The 14,546-nt window shown below is 72.6% G+C and carries 15 protein-coding genes; 5 read left to right on the forward strand and 10 right to left on the reverse strand.

From position 1 onward, the window contains the following. Positions 1 to 78: 78 nt before the first annotated feature. The 6 genes from BM385_RS03080 to BM385_RS03105 form a co-directional block, all read right to left on the reverse strand. Complete coding sequence (locus BM385_RS03080) at positions 79 to 627, reverse strand: hypothetical protein (protein WP_106438442.1); 549 nt, start codon at positions 625 to 627, stop codon at positions 79 to 81. Continuing rightward, complete coding sequence (locus BM385_RS03085) at positions 624 to 1,769, reverse strand: ROK family glucokinase (protein ID WP_026047492.1); 1,146 nt, start codon at positions 1,767 to 1,769, stop codon at positions 624 to 626. The genes BM385_RS03080 and BM385_RS03085 overlap by 4 nt, the downstream gene beginning before the upstream one ends. A gap of 25 nt (positions 1,770 to 1,794) precedes the next feature. Continuing rightward, positions 1,795 to 2,595 (reverse strand): ATP-binding cassette domain-containing protein, encoded by an 801-nt coding sequence (locus tag BM385_RS03090; protein WP_019434195.1) that lies wholly within the window; start codon positions 2,593 to 2,595, stop codon positions 1,795 to 1,797. Continuing rightward, positions 2,592 to 3,662, reverse strand: coding sequence for an ABC transporter permease (locus BM385_RS03095; protein WP_019434194.1), 1,071 nt, complete (start codon positions 3,660 to 3,662; stop codon positions 2,592 to 2,594). The genes BM385_RS03090 and BM385_RS03095 overlap by 4 nt, the downstream gene beginning before the upstream one ends. Continuing rightward, on the reverse strand, positions 3,659 to 4,645 hold the full coding sequence (locus tag BM385_RS03100; protein ID WP_455568283.1) for a sugar ABC transporter substrate-binding protein: 987 nt from the start codon (positions 4,643 to 4,645) through the stop codon (positions 3,659 to 3,661). Before BM385_RS03100 ends, BM385_RS03095 begins: the two co-directional genes overlap by 4 nt. Positions 4,646 to 4,844: 199 nt before the next feature. After that, complete coding sequence (locus tag BM385_RS03105; RefSeq protein WP_093842100.1) at positions 4,845 to 5,432, reverse strand: TetR/AcrR family transcriptional regulator; 588 nt, start codon at positions 5,430 to 5,432, stop codon at positions 4,845 to 4,847. An 85-nt stretch (positions 5,433 to 5,517) separates the two neighbouring features. Here BM385_RS03105 and BM385_RS03110 point away from each other — a divergent pair, with 85 nt between their 5' ends. Continuing rightward, entirely contained in the window at positions 5,518 to 6,102 is a 585-nt protein-coding gene (locus BM385_RS03110) for a dihydrofolate reductase family protein (RefSeq protein ID WP_093842101.1), read from the forward strand. Between the two features lie 11 nt (positions 6,103 to 6,113). On the opposite strand, the gene BM385_RS03115 is transcribed toward BM385_RS03110, so the two are convergent. The 4 genes from BM385_RS03115 to allB all read right to left on the reverse strand — a co-directional run bounded on the left by BM385_RS03115 (position 6,114) and on the right by allB (position 10,529). Next, positions 6,114 to 7,343 carry a cytochrome P450 family protein gene (locus BM385_RS03115; RefSeq protein WP_093842102.1) on the reverse strand — a complete coding sequence of 410 codons (1,230 nt, stop codon included), beginning with the start codon at positions 7,341 to 7,343 and terminating at the stop codon, positions 6,114 to 6,116. A gap of 166 nt (positions 7,344 to 7,509) precedes the next feature. Further along, positions 7,510 to 7,944 carry a guanyl-specific ribonuclease gene (locus BM385_RS03120; protein ID WP_026047490.1) on the reverse strand — a complete coding sequence of 145 codons (435 nt, stop codon included), beginning with the start codon at positions 7,942 to 7,944 and terminating at the stop codon, positions 7,510 to 7,512. A gap of 108 nt (positions 7,945 to 8,052) precedes the next feature. Then, positions 8,053 to 9,111, reverse strand: coding sequence for an allantoicase (alc, locus tag BM385_RS03125; protein WP_093842103.1), 1,059 nt, complete (start codon positions 9,109 to 9,111; stop codon positions 8,053 to 8,055). Continuing rightward, a complete protein-coding gene (gene allB, locus BM385_RS03130; protein WP_254791426.1) occupies positions 9,108 to 10,529 on the reverse strand; it encodes an allantoinase AllB in 1,422 nt (473 codons plus the stop codon). The genes alc and allB overlap by 4 nt, the downstream gene beginning before the upstream one ends. A gap of 115 nt (positions 10,530 to 10,644) precedes the next feature. On the opposite strand from allB, the gene BM385_RS03135 reads away from it, so the two are divergent. The 4 genes from BM385_RS03135 to aceB all read left to right on the forward strand — a co-directional run bounded on the left by BM385_RS03135 (position 10,645) and on the right by aceB (position 14,512). Beyond that, positions 10,645 to 11,421: an IclR family transcriptional regulator gene (locus BM385_RS03135; RefSeq protein WP_019434186.1), complete on the forward strand. Its 777-nt coding sequence runs from the start codon at positions 10,645 to 10,647 to the stop codon at positions 11,419 to 11,421. Positions 11,422 to 11,702: 281 nt separating this feature from the next. Further along, positions 11,703 to 12,254: a Uma2 family endonuclease gene (locus BM385_RS03140; protein WP_019434185.1), complete on the forward strand. Its 552-nt coding sequence runs from the start codon at positions 11,703 to 11,705 to the stop codon at positions 12,252 to 12,254. Next, on the forward strand, positions 12,251 to 12,847 hold the full coding sequence (locus tag BM385_RS03145) for a nucleotidyltransferase family protein (protein WP_093842105.1): 597 nt from the start codon (positions 12,251 to 12,253) through the stop codon (positions 12,845 to 12,847). The genes BM385_RS03140 and BM385_RS03145 overlap by 4 nt, the downstream gene beginning before the upstream one ends. Positions 12,848 to 12,919: 72 nt before the next feature. Then, positions 12,920 to 14,512, forward strand: coding sequence for a malate synthase A (gene aceB / locus BM385_RS03150; protein ID WP_093842106.1), 1,593 nt, complete (start codon positions 12,920 to 12,922; stop codon positions 14,510 to 14,512). The last annotated feature ends 34 nt before the right edge of the window (positions 14,513 to 14,546 follow it).

Below are 14,546 nucleotides of genomic sequence, written 5' to 3' on the forward strand. Positions count from 1 at the left end.
TCATCACTTCAACACGGGCTGATCACAAGGGAGTTGACCACGTGAACGACCGGCGTGCCGGCCGTGGCGCCCGGCGCGTCAGGGCTCGGTCGTGGAGACCACGTACACCCGGGGGTTCTCCTCCTTGGTGATGTCCACCGTGATCGTCACCTGGGGGGCCGAGGCGTCGCCGGGGACGACCGTGCTGGCGTAGGTGCGTTCCGGGTCGTCGAAGGACCAGCCGATCACGTCCGCCTGGCTGGGGGCGATGGCGATGGTGCCCTCCTCCAGGGCCGCGCGTTCGGTGCCGGCCTCCTCCAGGAAGACCGCCAGCTGGCCGGGGGTGGTGCGGAACTGCACGTACATCGTGCTGCGCTGCCAGGCGTTGGTCTCGTAGTAGCCGACGTAGGTGGAGCCGTCCGGGATGGGGATGTCGTAGATGCGGCGCTGCACCTTGCTGGGCCACTCGTAGATCAGGGCCCGGGCCGAGGCGGAGCGCGCCTTGTCCTCGCCGCTCTCCCGGCTCTGCCACGCCGACATCGCCAGATAGCCGGCCGGGATCGCGATCAGCAGCACCACCACGATCGCCGCCAGCCAGCGGTGCCGGGGGCGGTGCGGCGGGCGCTCGGTGTCCGGGGCCGTGCTCATGAGCTGATCGACCACGATCGCGGCAGGGTCAGGTCGAAGCCGCCCCGGTGGACGCGCTCGGCCCGGCGGCGGTTGGCGCGGCGGAAGCGGCGGGCCACCAGGCGGGCCAGGTCGGCGGCGCCGACCATGCCGGCGTCGGTGCCGAGCTGGGCGCGGACGATACGGGCCTCGGGGCGGTAGCCGCGGCCGGTGAGCTGGCGGCGGAACGCGTCCCTGGCCGGTCCGATGAGCAGATCGTCCGCCTCGCTGACGCCGCCGCCGATGACGAAGCAGGACGGGTCCAGGGCGGCGGCGAGATTGGCGATGCCCACCCCGAGCCAGTGGCCGATGTCCTGGAGCAGTTCGACGCACATGGCGTCGCCCTCCCGGGCCAGCTCCGTGATCATCGGCCCGGTGATCTCGCTGATCTGGCCGCTCACCCGCTCCAGCGTGTGGTGCGCCACCGGGGAGTCGGCGGCGGCCAGCTCCCGGGCCTCGCGCACCAGGGCGTTGCCCGAGCTGTACTGCTCCCAGCAGCCCCGGTTGCCGCACGGGCAGCGGTGCCCGCCGGGCACCACCTGCATGTGGCCGAACTCCCCCGCCACCCCGTACTGGCCGCGCTTGACCCGGCCGCCCTCCAGTATGGCGCCGCCGATGCCCGTACCCAGGGTGATCATCACCAGCTGGTCCTGGCCGCGTCCGGCGCCGAAGCGCCACTCGGCCCAGGCGGCGGTGTTGGCGTCGTTGTCCACCATCACCGGCACCGCCAGCCGCGAGGTCAGCGCGTCGCGCAGCGGCTCGTTGCGCCAGGCCAGGTGCGGGGCGAACAGCACCTTGGAGCGGTCCGCGTCCACCCAGCCGGCCGCGCCGATGCCCACCGCGTGCACATCGTGCCGGTCGGAGAGGTCGAGCACCAGCTCGGCGATGGTGTCCTCGACGACCTTGGGGCTCTTGGACTTGTCCGGAGTCTCGGTCCGCACCCGCTCCAGGACGGTGCCGTCGGCGTCCACGACCCCGGCCATCACCTTCGTGCCGCCGATGTCGATCCCGACGGTGGGCACCCTGGGCGCCGACAGGTGCGAGCGGCGCTCCCGGGTGGCGATGGTGCGCAGCACCGTCGCCCTCGCCGATGACCGGTGGACTCGCTCACGGTAGGTACTCATCGGCTCGATTCTGCCCTACGCCGCGCTAGGCGGCGTCCGTGGGATCACCCCGCCGCAGTTCGTGCCCCAGCTCGGCCAGCTCGGCGCCGCCCGCCATCTGGCGGGTCAGTTCGTCCAGGGTGATCTCGTCGGCCCGGTGGCTGCCGGCCATCGTGCCCCGCTTGAGCAGGACGAACCGGTCCCCGACGAGGTGCGCGTGGTGCGGGTTGTGGGTGATCAGCACCACGGCGAGGCCCGCGTCGCGGGCGGCGGCCACGTACCGCAGGACGACACCGGCCTGCTTGACGCCGAGGGCGGCGGTCGGCTCGTCCAGCACCAGGACGCGGGCACCGAAGTGCACGGCGCGGGCGATGGCCACGCACTGCCGCTCGCCGCCGGACAGCGTGCCGATCGGCTGGTCCACGTCCCGCAGCTCGATGCCCATCCGGGCCAGGGCCGAACGGGTGGTGGCGCGCATCGTGGCCACGTCCAGGCGACGCAGCGGGCCGCGGCCCTTGACCGGCTCGGAGCCGAGGAAGAAGTTCCGCCAGACGGGCATGAGCGGGACGACGGCCAGGTCCTGGTAGACGGTGGCGATGCCCCGGTCCAGGGCCTCGCGCGGGGAGCCGAGACGCAGCTCGGTGCCGTCGAGGCGGTACGTGCCCCCGTCGTGGCGGTGCAGCCCGGAGATGATCTTGATGAGGGTGGACTTGCCCGCGCCGTTGTCGCCCAGGACGCAGGTGACCTCGCCGGAGTCGGCGGCCAGCGAGACATCGGTGAGGGCACGGATGTTGCCGTAGAGCTTGCTGACCCGCTCCAGCTCCAGCAGGGGTGCGCGGTCGTTCATGGGGTGGCCTCCGCCCGCTTGCGGATCCAGGCGTTCAGCAGCGTGGCCAGCAGCAGCATGGCGCCCAGGAAGAACTTGAACCAGTTGGGGTCCCACTGGGCGAAGACGATGCCCTTGTTGGTCATCCCGAAGATGAACGCGCCGACCGCGGCGCCGATCGCCGAACCGTAGCCGCCGGTGAGCAGACAGCCGCCGATGACGGCCGCCGCGATGTAGATCAGCTCGTTGCCGATGCCCTCGCTCGACTGGATGACGTCGTAGCTGAAGAGCAGGTGCTGGCCGGAGATCCAGGCGGCCAGCGCCACGCCCAGGTACAGGCCGATCTTGGTGCGGTTGACCGGTACGCCGACCGCGCGGGCCGCCTCGGGGGCGCCGCCGACGGCGAAGATCCAGTTGCCGGCCCGGGTGCGCAGCAGGATCCAGGTGGCGAGCGCGAGCAGGCCCAGCCACCACAGGACGGTGACGTTGACGCTGACGCCGCCCACCTCGTAGCGGGCGGCGAAGACGGAGCGGGCGGCGCCGAAGCCGTCCATGTCGCCGATGCTGCGGGTGGTGACGGTGCCGCTGATGACCTTGGTCAGTCCGAGATTGATGCCGGTGAGCATCAGGAAGGTGCCCAGCGTGATGATGAACGAGGGCAGCTTCGTGCGCACCAGCATGAAGCCGTTGAAGAGGCCGACGGCCAGGGTGACCAGCAGGGACACCCCCACGCCCACCCACACGTTCGCGGTGAGCTGGTAGCTGACCTGGGAGGAGACCAGCGCCGAGAAGGTGACCAGCACCCCGGTGGACAGGTCGAACTCCCCGCCGATCATGAGCAGGGCCACCGGGACGGCCATGATGCCGATGGTGGAGGAGGCGTAGACGACCGTGGAGAGGGAGCCGAGCTTCAGGAAGCTGTCGGCGACGATCGCGAAGAAGACGAACAGGGCGGCGGCGCCGATGACGGCGCCGAGCTCCGGGCGGCCCAGCAGCCGGCGCGGCAGCGACCGGCGTATCAGGCGGTCGTCGCCCTCGGGGCGGCCGGCGGCGGGCGGCGGGGTGGGGGCGGTCGTGGTCTCGGTCACCTGGTGCCTCGCTGGGCGTACTCGATCAGGGCGTCGGCCTCGTCCTGGGTGACGATCTGCGGTCCGGTGAGCACCGGCTGCCCGCCGCCGAGGATGTTGCCGTTGGTCAGGTGCAGCCACAGCAGGTCGACGGACTCGTAGCCCTGGAGGTAGGGCTGCTGGTCGACGGCGAAGGCGATGGAGCCGTCCTGGAGGCCGACGGCGACCTGGGCGTTCAGGTCGAAGGTGACGATCTCGGCGTCGCTGCCGGCCTGGTCGGCGGCCTTGGCGGCGATCGGCGCGTAGGGCGCGCCGAGGGTGATCACGGTGTCCAGGGCGGGATCGGTGATCAGCTGGGCCTCCAGGGTGGACTCCACCGCGGGCATGTTGGCGCCGTCCGCGTACAGGTTCTCCACGGTGCCGTCGAAGGTGTTGCGGACGCCGTCGCAGCGCTGTTCGTGGCCGACGTTGCCCTGCTCGTGGAAGAGGCAGACGGCCTTGGCGGCGCCGCGGGCGTTCAGTTCCTCGCCGACCGCCTCGCCGGCCAGCACCTCGTCCTGGCCGATGTGGGCCAGGGCGCCGTAGCCGGCCGAGACGTCCTGGCCGGAGTTGACGGTGATCACCGGGATGCCGGCGGCGACCGCGCGGCGTACCACGTCCTCCATGGCCTCCGGCTTGGCGAGGGTGACGATCAGCCCGTCGACGCCCTGGTCGATGGCCGCCTGCACCAGCTGGGCCTGCTGGCCTGCGTCGCTGTGGTGGGAGTAGAGGAAGTTGATGTCGTCCTTCTCGGCCGCCACCTCGGCGCCGGAGCGCACGATGTCCCAGTAGGTGTCGCCGTCACCGGAGTGGGTGACCATGGCCAGGGTGTAGCCGCCGGCTCCGGTCCCCGCCGCGCTGCCGCCGCCTCCGCCACCGCCGCCTCCGGTGGTGGCCTCGGCCGTGGCCTCGGCGTTCTCCGCCCGCCGGCCGCCGGTGGAACTGCATCCGGCCATCAGCAGCATCGCGGTGAGGAGCAGTACGGCGGTGGCGGCCCGGCCCGTCTGCCTGCCTCGTCGTCGGCTCATGCGCACCTCACCACGCGGCCCCGTCTCCTTCGTCGTCTGTTTCATCCGGCATGTGTCCGGCTGGGAGTCCCGGCCAAGTATCCGCCACGCCGTCCGGAACCGTACCGGCGGGATCCCGCCATGCCCATGCCCGGGGTCACACGGGAGGCGACTCCGGCGCGAGCAGGCGGTTGACCAGGGCTTCGATCAGCTCCTCCTCGGGGTGGCCGGCGAGCAGTTCCGGGACGGTGAGTTCGTTGACGATGAGCCCGAGCATGGCGAGATACAGCAGGAACACCCCGGTCCGGCCGCCGGGCAGCTGGTGGTGGACGTGGAAGTCGGTCAGCTCCCGCACCTCGGCCCGGAGGAAGGGCCCCAGTTCGGCGGCCAGCTCCGGGCGGCGGGTGGCCTCCAGGCGCAGCTCCAGCATGGCGAGGTGGCCGGCCCGGTCGGCGCGCAGCCGTTCCATGAGCTGGCCCATCAGGGCGGTGACCAGTTCCCGGGAGGGGGCCGCCTCCAGGGTGCGGGCGAGCCGTTCGGGGTCGGGGGCCAGCCGTTCCTGGACGCGGGCCATGAGCTGGCCGAGCAGCTGCGAGCGGTTGCTGAAGTAGTTGGAGGCGGTGCCGGTGGGGACGCCGGCCGCCTTGTCGACGGCGCGCAGGGTCAGGCCGCGGGAGCCTTCCTCGGCGAGGACGCCGATGGCGGCGTCCAGGAGCGCGGTTCGGCGGGCGGGGTTCTGGCGCATCCGGATCTCCCTTGACACCACTGCGAGTGCAGTACTACGTTCAGACCACTTCAAACAGAGTACATCAGCTGGCAGGAGTTACCGTATGCGCTCTCTCACCTATTACGTCGCCGTCACCCTCGACGGCTTCATCGCCGCCCCCGACGGCGGCTTCGGCTTCTTTCCCATCGAGCCCGACGTCACGGAGGCGCTGCTGCCCGAATACCCCGAGGCCGTCCCCGTACAGGGCCGCAAGGCACTGGGCCTGGAGGACGTGCCGAACCGGCGGTTCGACACCGTGCTGATGGGCTGGGGCACCTATCTGCCGGCCCTCGGCGAGGGCATCACCAGCCCCTACCCGCATCTGGAGCAGTACGTCTTCTCCCGCACCAGGACCGGCACCGACCCCTCGGTGCGAGTCACCGCCGAGGACCCGGTGACGGTGGTGCGGGAGCTGAAGCGGCGCGAGAGCGACCTGGGGATCTGGCTGTGCGGCGGGGGCAAGCTGGCCGCCGCACTGCGCCCGGAGATCGACGAGCTGGTCATCAAGCGGAACCCGATCGTGCTGGGCTCCGGCATCCCGCTGTTCGACGGTCCCTTCGAGCCGTTCCGTTTCACCCCGGTCGCCACCCGCGCCTTCGACTCCGGTGTCAGCGTGACCCGGTACACCCGGGCCGGCGCGGACGGCTGATCCGCGGACGGCTAGACCGTGGGCGGCTTCCAGCGCACCGGCAGCCGCACCGGGCCGCGCACCAGGGACCCGTCCCGCCAGGTGATCGCGGCCGGGTGGATGTCCAGGGCCAGGTCGGGGACGCGGTCCAGCAGCAGGGTGCGCAGCGCGATCCGGCCCTCCAGCCGGGCCAGCGGGGCCCCCAGGCAGTGGTGGATGCCGTGCCCGAAGGCGAGGTGGCCGGAGGTGTCGCGGCGGATGTCGAACCGGTCGGGCCCGGGGAAGCGCTCGGGGTCGCGTCCGGCGTCGGCGATGGCCGGCAGGACGAGTTCCCCGCCGCCCGGGATGACGGTGCCGGCGATCTCGTACGGCTCCCGGGTGAAGCGGTAGGTGGGGGTGGACACCGGTCCGTCGTAGCGCAGGATCTCCTCCACCGCGCCGTCCAGCAGGTCCGGGTCCTGGCGCAGCAGGGCGAGTTGGTCGGGGTGCTGGAGCAGGGCGAGAACGCCGTTGCTGATGAGGTTGACGGTGGTCTCGTGACCGGCCACCAGCAGCAGCCAGGCCATGCCGACGAGTTCGGCGGGGGCCAGCCGGTCGCCGTCCTCGTCGGCGGTGTGGATCAGCGCGCTCATCAGGTCATCGCCCGGCCGGGACCGCTTGGCGGCGATGAGTTCTTCCAGGTAGTGGCTCATCAGGCCGACCGTCTCGTGCTTGGCCTCCTTGTCGAGGGAGGCGCCGAGCACCTGGTTGGACCAGGCGCGGAAGCGGTCGCGGTCCAGGAAGGGCACGCCCAGCAGTTCGCAGATGACGGTGATGGGGAGCGGGAAGGAGAAGGCGTCCACCAGATCGGCGGTGCCGTCCGGGGCCGCCAGCATGGTGTCGAGCAGTTCGTCGGTGATCTCCTGGACGCGCGGCGCCAGCGCCGCCACCCGGCGCGGGGTGAACTCACGGGCCACCAGCCTGCGCATCCGGGTGTGGTCGGGCGGATCGGCGCCGAGCATGTGCGTGGCCGGGGAGACCCGGGAGCCGCGCAGCCGGGGGTTCGCGTGCCGCCAGTCCTTGGTCAGCCGGTTGTCGGCGAGGACGGACCTGGCGTGCCGGTGGCCGACCACCAGCCAGCCCTGCGTTCCCTCGGGGAACCGCACCCGGTGGACGGGGCCGCGGCGGCGCAGCGCGGCGAAGACGGCGTACGGGTCACGGGTGAAGTCGGCGCCCACGGCGTGCTGATCGATGAGATCGATGACGTCATCGTCCTGGTTCATATCTGAGCACTTCACAGCCGCACACGGCGGTAAACGCCTATCCGGCCCGCGCGCAGGAGCGAAGGGTGACGGCGCCGGGGCCGCGCGCAGATGTGGGGTACGCGGGCCCCGGCGCCGTCGGTGGGGGGACGCCGGTCCGTGGCGGCTGCCGGGATCGGCAGCCGTGTCAGCAGCCGTAGTTGATCAGCCGGAAGGAGGCGTAGTGGTCGGCGGTGTAGTAGTCCTCGCGGTAGGAGTCGCCCGTGACGATGCGCCGGGCGCCACGGGTGTCGCTGCCGGGTGTGATGACCGTGTACTCCTTGTAATACCCAGTTGCCCGGCTCGGCAGCAGCCCTTCACGGTTGTAGAACGTCGTGCCGTCCTGGGGGAACGGGTAGGGGCCGCCGCGGGCGATGAGGCCGAGGGTGTCGTACGCCTGCGCGGGCAGGGCGCTGTAGCAGACGTTGCCCACGGCGGTGGGGGCGACGTCGGTGGCGGTGACGGTGGGGGGTGTGGGGGAAGGGGCTGCGCTCGCGGTGGCGGTGGTGCCGCCGCCGAGGAGCAGTCCGGTGGCGAGGGCGCCCATGGCGCCGGTCCGGACGATCCTGGAGATGAGGTTCATGCCCATGCCAATAGTGTGACGCGCGTAGCGTGACCGGCGTCAACGGCACCTGCGGGAATTTCTCCAGGAGTTCACAACGCCGCCGGGCAACTCCACAGCATCTCCCGGTCAGCTGAGCGAACCGTACAGACGCAGCCGGCCGATGCCGCCGTCCGGGAAGATGTCGAGCCGGGCGTGGGTGGCGGGCGGGGCCTCCGGCACCACGAACCGGTGCACCGTGTCCGGCAGCAGCGCGGTGCGCGGCAGCAGGACCCGCCACCGGCCCGCCTCCCCGTCGCGGACCGAAACCGCCGCGTGGCCGGGGGCGTTGCCCTTGTAGCAGCCGGTGTCGATCTCCACCGCGCGCACCACGCAGCGGCCGGCCAGCCGGTACCGCACCCAGTCGTTGCCGTCGTCGCGGCGGCGCCTGGTCTCCCAGCCCTCCCCCATGGTGCGCGGCCGGCCCGGGGTGATGGTGTTCAGCGGCGAGGAGTAGAACCGGTCCGAGGCGTCCTCGGCGAAACCCCCGTACTCCAGCGCCGCCACGTCGAAGGTGCCCAGCGCCCGCAGCCAGGCCGGGTCGGGCCGTACCTCCCCGTACGCCCGCAGCCGCGCGATGCCGCCGTCCGGATACTGCCGCAGCCGCAGATGGGTGAAGCGCCGCCGGGCGGCCGCCGGAACCTCGAAGACGTTGGCGGCGTGCCCGCCCGTCCCGGTGCGCGGCACGAGTTCGGTCCACCGGGTGGCCGGGCCGAGCAGGGCGGCGGCGTCCGGGTGGCCCTCGGCCTCGGTGGCCTCGACGGAGACGGACTGCGGGTGGTTGCCGCGGAAGTGGGCGGTGTCCACCAGCAGGCCGTGCACCACGCCGGGCGCCCCGAGCCGGATCAGCGCCCAGTCGTGGTCGTCCGCGGCGACGGCACGGCGCCGCCGCGACTCCCAGCCGTCCATGATCTTGCCGCGGGTGCCGAACGCCGCCGGGTCGAAGTGGGCCGGTGCCGGGGCCAGCAGGTGGTCGCGTTCGGCGAAGAACTCGTCGGAGGCGGCCAGGACGGTGCCGCCGATCCGCCGGTCGGCGAGATCGGCCAGCGCGGTGAAGGGGACCTCGTCCGGGGACGGCGCCCGGTAGTCGGCGTAGGGATCGCCGCCGGTGTACGGGGCGGCGGGGCCGGTGAAGTGCGCGGTGCTCATGGTGTGGTGCTGCTCCTCACGGGGGTCGCGGCCGGACCGGGGGCACGGTCGCGGTCGATGAGCCGGCCGGTCCTGGCCAGCACCCGGCCGCGCACGGCGATGAGTTCGCCGCGCAGCCAGGTCTCGCGCACCTGCCCGTGCAGGGTGCGGCCGGCGTAGGCGGTGACGGGGTTGCGGTGGTGCAGGGCGGCCGGATCGACGGTGAACGCGGCCTCCGGGTCGAACACGGCGATGTCGGCGTCGTGGCCGGGCGCCAGCGCGCCCTTGCGGTGGCCGAGCCCGGCGAGCGCGGCGGGGCCGGCCGCCATCCAGCGCACCACATCGGCCAGGTCGTGGCCGCGCGGCCGGGCGGCGGTCCACATCGCGGGCAGGGTGAGCTGGAGCGAGGAGATCCCGCCCCAGGCGGCGCCGAAATCGGGCACCTTGAGGTCGGCGGTGGCGGGCGAGTGGTCGGAGACGACCGCGTCGATGGTGCCGGCGGCGAGCCCCGCCCACAGCGCCTCGCGGTTGGCGGCGTCCCGGATGGGCGGGCAGCACTTGAACTCGGTGGCGCCGTCCGGGATCTCCTCGGCGGTGAGGGTGAGGAAGTGCGGGCAGGTCTCGACGGTGACCCGCACCCCGGCGGCGCGGGCGGCGGCGAGGGCGGGCAGGGCGGTGGCCGCGGAGAGGTGGAGGATGTGGACGCGGGCGCGGTACCGCTCGGCGAGATCCAGCAGCCGTTCCACCGCGGCGTGTTCGGCGGCGGGCGGCCGGGAGGCCAGGAAGTCGGCGTACCGGCGGCTGCCGTCGGGGGCGGCGGCGAGGTGGTGCGGGTCCTCGGCGTGCACGATGAGCAGCGCGTCCAGCGCCGCGCAGGCACGGACGGCCCGCTCCAGCGCCGCCGGCTCCAGATGCGGGAACTCCTCGACGCCGGACGGGGAGAGAAAGCACTTGAACCCGAACACGCCGGCGGCGTGCAGCGGCCCCAGCCGGCCGAGGTTGCCGGGCACCGCGCCGCCCCAGAACCCGACGTCCACGTGCGCCTGTTCGCGGGCGGTGGCACGTTTGACGGTGAGGGCCGCCGGGTCGGTGGTCGGCGGCAGGCTGTTGAGTGGCATGTCGACGAGGGTGGTGATGCCGCCGGCCGCCGCCGCGGCGGTGGCGGTGGAGAAGCCCTCCCACTCGCTGCGCCCCGGGTCGTTCACATGCACATGGGTGTCGACCAGTCCGGGCAGCAGGGCGGCGTCGCCGTAGTCGCGCAGCACCTGCCCGGGGACGGGCGGGGCGGAGTGCTCCCGTACGGCGCGGACCCGCCCGCCGGCGATCTCGACGGCGGCCGGCCGTACCCCGTCGGGCAGGACGACCCGGGTGGAGCGCAGCACCACCTCGGGTGCGGGCGGGCCGGGCGGCACACCGGGCCCATCGGATACAGCGGACAAGGGGCACCCCTTCGCCATGGCTGCTTCAACGCTTTGTTGAACCGATCCTCGGGGGGCCCGGGCGGCACGTCAAGGACGGGTAGGCTGCGGCTATCGGCTGGGAAAGGAACCCGACGTGCGGCCGTCCGATGTGCGCAAGCCCTCCGCCGGCGGTGGCGGCGTCCAGTCCCTCGAACGGGCTTTCAGTCTTCTGGAGCACATGGCGGACGCGGGGGGTGAGATCGGGCTGAGCGAGCTGGCCGCCGCCGGCGGGCTGCCGCTGCCGACCATCCACCGGCTGATGCGGACGCTGGTGAGCTGCGGATACGTACGGCAGCAGGCCAACCGCCGGTACGCGCTGGGGCCGCGGCTGATCCGGCTCGGCGAGGCCGCCGCCCGCCCGCTGGCCACCTGGGCGCGTCCGCAGCTGGCACGGCTGGTGGAGGAGACCGGCGAGACGGCCAACATGGCGCTGCTGGACGGCGACGAGGTCGTGTACGTGGCGCAGGTGCCCTCCCGGCACTCGATGCGGATGTTCACGGAGGTGGGCCGCCGGGTGCTGCCGCACACCACCGGGGTGGGCAAGGCGCTGCTGGCGGATCTGCCGGAGGAGCAGGTACGGGCGCTGCTGGCGCGCACCGGGATGCCGGCCTCGACGGAGCGGACGATCACCACGCCGGACGCGTTCGTACGGGCGCTGCGGACGGTGCGGGAGCGGGGGTACGCGGTGGACGACAACGAGCAGGAGATAGGCGTGCGCTGCATCGCGGTGCGGGTCCCGGACTCCCCCACCGCGACGGCGATCTCGATCTCCGGCCCGGCGGGCCGGGTGACGGAGCACTCGACGGAACGCTTCGCCCCCATCCTCCGCGCGGTGGCCGGCGACCTGTCGGCGGCGCTGGCCGGTCCGTGAATCCGCTGAGCGCGATGACCTGATCGGCTGACAAAAACACGCAGTATCGATTCACCTCCCGGCGGACGCCCTAGCGTTCGCAAGGGTCGCCTGCCCGCGACCGCGCCACCGAGGGAGGAGCAGCACATGAGCGATCCGGCACCGTCGTCCCCCTGCCGGGCGGTGGACATCGCCGCACCGGCCACCGCGACCCGGGCGGGGGTCCGGACATGACGGTCGCGCCGTTGGAATCCTCGACGCCCCGGGCTGCACACTGGAAGCCCCGCATCGAGGAGCACGTCATGGAGTATGAGCGGATCCGGGAGGTCGCGGTCCGGCTCGGTGAGATTCCCGAAGCAGCCAAAGTTGAGATCTCGGACGGTTCCATCATCATGATGATGTCCCCCTCGGGCACCCACGAGCTGATCGCGATGCGCGTCGCACGCCAGCTGAATCAGCAACTCGACGGCGATCTCGTGGCCCACACCGGGGGCGATGTGGAACACCCGGGGCTGGGGATCCTGCGCCGGCCGGACGTGGTGGTACTGCCCGAGAGCGCCATGGACACCCCGGGCAGCTGGGAGGCGTCGCTGCTGGAACTGGTCGGCGAGGTGGTGTCCCCGTCGAACTTCGCCAACGACTACCAGCAGAAACTCCGTGACTACCCCGCCATGGGCATCCCGCTCTATCTGCTGATCGACCCGCGCACCGCGGTGATCTCCGTGCTCTCCGATCCGGGCCCGGGACCGGACGGCCCGCGCTACCGGGCCCGGCACGACTACACGTTCGGCGACAAGGTCTCGGTCGGCCGCTGGCACCTGGACAGCCGCGAACTGCCCCGCTACCGGCAGTGAACGACGTCGTCGGCCTGCTGCTCGCCGCCGGTGGGGGGCGGCGGATGGGTGGGGGTGGGAAGGCGCTGCTGCGGGTCGGGGGGCGGACGCTGGTGGAGCGGGGGGTACGCGCGCTGCGGGACGGCGGGTGCGGGCGGGTCGTCGTGGTGCTGGGGGCGCGGGCGGCCGAGGTGCGGCGGCTGGGTGTGCTCGGTGGGGCCGTGGCGGTCGACAATCCGGCGTGGGAGTCCGGCATGGGGTCCTCGCTGCGCACCGGCATCGAGGCGGTGGCCGCGGCCGGCGGGGGTGCCGCGCTGGTGCTGCTGGTGGATCAGCCGGGGGTGGGGGCCGCGGCCGTCGCGCGGGTGCGGGGCGCGTACCGGTCCCCGGATGCGCTGGCCGCCGCCGGGTACGGCGGGCGGCGCGGGCATCCGGTGCTGATCGGGGCCGGTCACTTCGCCGGGGTGCGGGTCGCCGCGCGCGGCGACCGGGGCGCGCGGGACTATCTGCGGGAACGGGCGGCCGGGGTGCGGCTGGTGGAGTGCGGGGACATCGCCGATCCCGCCGACCTGGACACCCCGGGGGACCTCGCGGCGTTCGGAACACCTCATTGAGGTTCCGCGATGAGAAAACTAGTATCCATTTTCCATGCTGGTACCGCGTCGCCCCGCGAAGGAGTGAGTGCCATGGCCGTCACGGCTGTTGTCGACCGCCAGGAGGAGGTGCTGACGGAGGAGGCCCTGGCCTTCCTGAGCGAGCTGCACCGGCGCTTCACCCCCCGGCGGGACGAACTGCTCGCCGCGCGCGCGGAACGGCGGGCCGAGATCGCCCGGACGGGCACCCTGGACTTCCTTCCGGAGACCGCCCACATCCGGGACGGCGACTGGCAGGTTGCCCCGGCCCCCGAGGCGCTGCTCGACCGGCGGGTGGAGATCACCGGGCCCACCGACCGCAAGATGACGGTCAACGCCCTCAACTCCGGCGCCCGGGTGTGGCTCGCCGACTTCGAGGACGCCTCCTCCCCCACCTGGGCCAATGTGATCGGCGGTCAGCTCAGCCTCGCCGACGCCCACCGCCGGCGCATCGACTTCACCGACGAGCGCGGCAAGCGCTACGCGCTGAAGCCGGAGGAGGAGCTGGCCACCGTCGTCGCCCGGCCCCGGGGCTGGCATCTGGACGAGCGGCACCTCGTGCTGGACGGCCGCCCGGTGCCCGGCGCGCTGGTGGACTTCGGGCTGTACTTCTTCCACAACGCCGCGCTCCTGCTGGAACTCGGCAAGGGGCCCTACTTCTATCTGCCGAAGCTGGAGTCGCACCGCGAGGCGCGGCTGTGGGACGACGTGTTCACGTTCGCCGAGGAGTACATCGGCATCGACCACGGCTCCATCCGCGCCACCGTGCTGATCGAGACGATCACCGCCGCCTTCGAGATGGAGGAGATCCTCTACGAACTGCGCGCGCACGCCTCGGGGCTGAACGCCGGGCGCTGGGACTATCTCTTCTCCCTCATCAAGAACTTCCGCGACGCCGGTCCGGCGTTCGTGCTGCCGGACCGCAACGCGGTGACGATGACGGCCCCGTTCATGCGCGCCTACACCGAACTACTCGTGCGCACCTGCCACAAGCGCGGCGCCCACGCCATCGGCGGCATGGCGGCGTTCATCCCGGCCAAGGACGCCGACGCCAACGCCCTGGCCTTCGAGAAGGTGAAGAGCGACAAGGACCGGGAGGCCGCCGACGGCTTCGACGGCTCGTGGGTGGCGCATCCGGGGCTGGTGCCGGTGGCCCGGGAGTCCTTCGACGCGGTGCTGGGCGAGCGCCCGCACCAGAAGGACCGGCTGCGCGAGGACGTGCGGGTGACGGCCGCCGAGCTGCTGGACGTCGGTTCGCTCACCGCCCGCCCCACCGAGGCGGGGGTCCGCAACGCGGTGCAGGTCGGGACCCGTTACCTCCAGTCCTGGCTGGCCGGCCGGGGCGCGGTCGCCGTCTTCCATCTGATGGAGGACGTGGCCACCGCCGAGATCTCCCGCTCCCAGCTGTGGCAGTGGATCGACGCGGGGGTGGAGCTGGCGGACGGGCAGAAGGTCACCCGGGACTGGGTCCGGCGCATCGCCGCCGACGAACTGCTGGCCATCCGGGACGAGGTGGGCGAGGACGCCTTCGCGGCGGACGGCTGGCAGCGCGCCTTCGACCTGCTGCTGCGGATCGCGCTGGACGAGACGTACATCGACTTCCTGACGCTGCCCGCCTACGAGTTGCTGGAGCAACCCACGAAGTGATGAAAATCGCCGTCCGCGCCACCTCAAGTGGCGT

This window comes from Streptomyces harbinensis (assembly GCF_900116145.1).
GTDB classification, from domain to species: Bacteria; Actinomycetota; Actinomycetes; order Streptomycetales; family Streptomycetaceae; genus Streptomyces; species Streptomyces carpaticus.

Excerpts from the sequence above, each read along its gene's own strand:
- BM385_RS03080 (WP_106438442.1), bottom strand. The coding sequence starts at position 627 with ATGAGCACGGCCCCGGACACCGAGCGCCCGCCGCACCGCCCCCGGCAC.
- BM385_RS03085 (WP_026047492.1), bottom strand. The coding sequence starts at position 1,769 with ATGAGTACCTACCGTGAGCGAGTCCACCGGTCATCGGCGAGGGCGACG.
- BM385_RS03090 (WP_019434195.1), bottom strand. The coding sequence starts at position 2,595 with ATGAACGACCGCGCACCCCTGCTGGAGCTGGAGCGGGTCAGCAAGCTC.
- BM385_RS03100 (WP_455568283.1), bottom strand. The coding sequence starts at position 4,645 with ATGCTGCTGATGGCCGGATGCAGTTCCACCGGCGGCCGGCGGGCGGAG.
- BM385_RS03105 (WP_093842100.1), bottom strand. The coding sequence starts at position 5,432 with ATGCGCCAGAACCCCGCCCGCCGAACCGCGCTCCTGGACGCCGCCATC.
- BM385_RS03110 (WP_093842101.1), top strand. The coding sequence starts at position 5,518 with ATGCGCTCTCTCACCTATTACGTCGCCGTCACCCTCGACGGCTTCATC.
- BM385_RS03115 (WP_093842102.1), bottom strand. The coding sequence starts at position 7,343 with ATGAACCAGGACGATGACGTCATCGATCTCATCGATCAGCACGCCGTG.
- BM385_RS03120 (WP_026047490.1), bottom strand. The coding sequence starts at position 7,944 with ATGAACCTCATCTCCAGGATCGTCCGGACCGGCGCCATGGGCGCCCTC.
- alc (WP_093842103.1), bottom strand. The coding sequence starts at position 9,111 with ATGAGCACCGCGCACTTCACCGGCCCCGCCGCCCCGTACACCGGCGGC.
- BM385_RS03140 (WP_019434185.1), top strand. The coding sequence starts at position 11,703 with ATGGAGTATGAGCGGATCCGGGAGGTCGCGGTCCGGCTCGGTGAGATT.
- aceB (WP_093842106.1), top strand. The coding sequence starts at position 12,920 with ATGGCCGTCACGGCTGTTGTCGACCGCCAGGAGGAGGTGCTGACGGAG.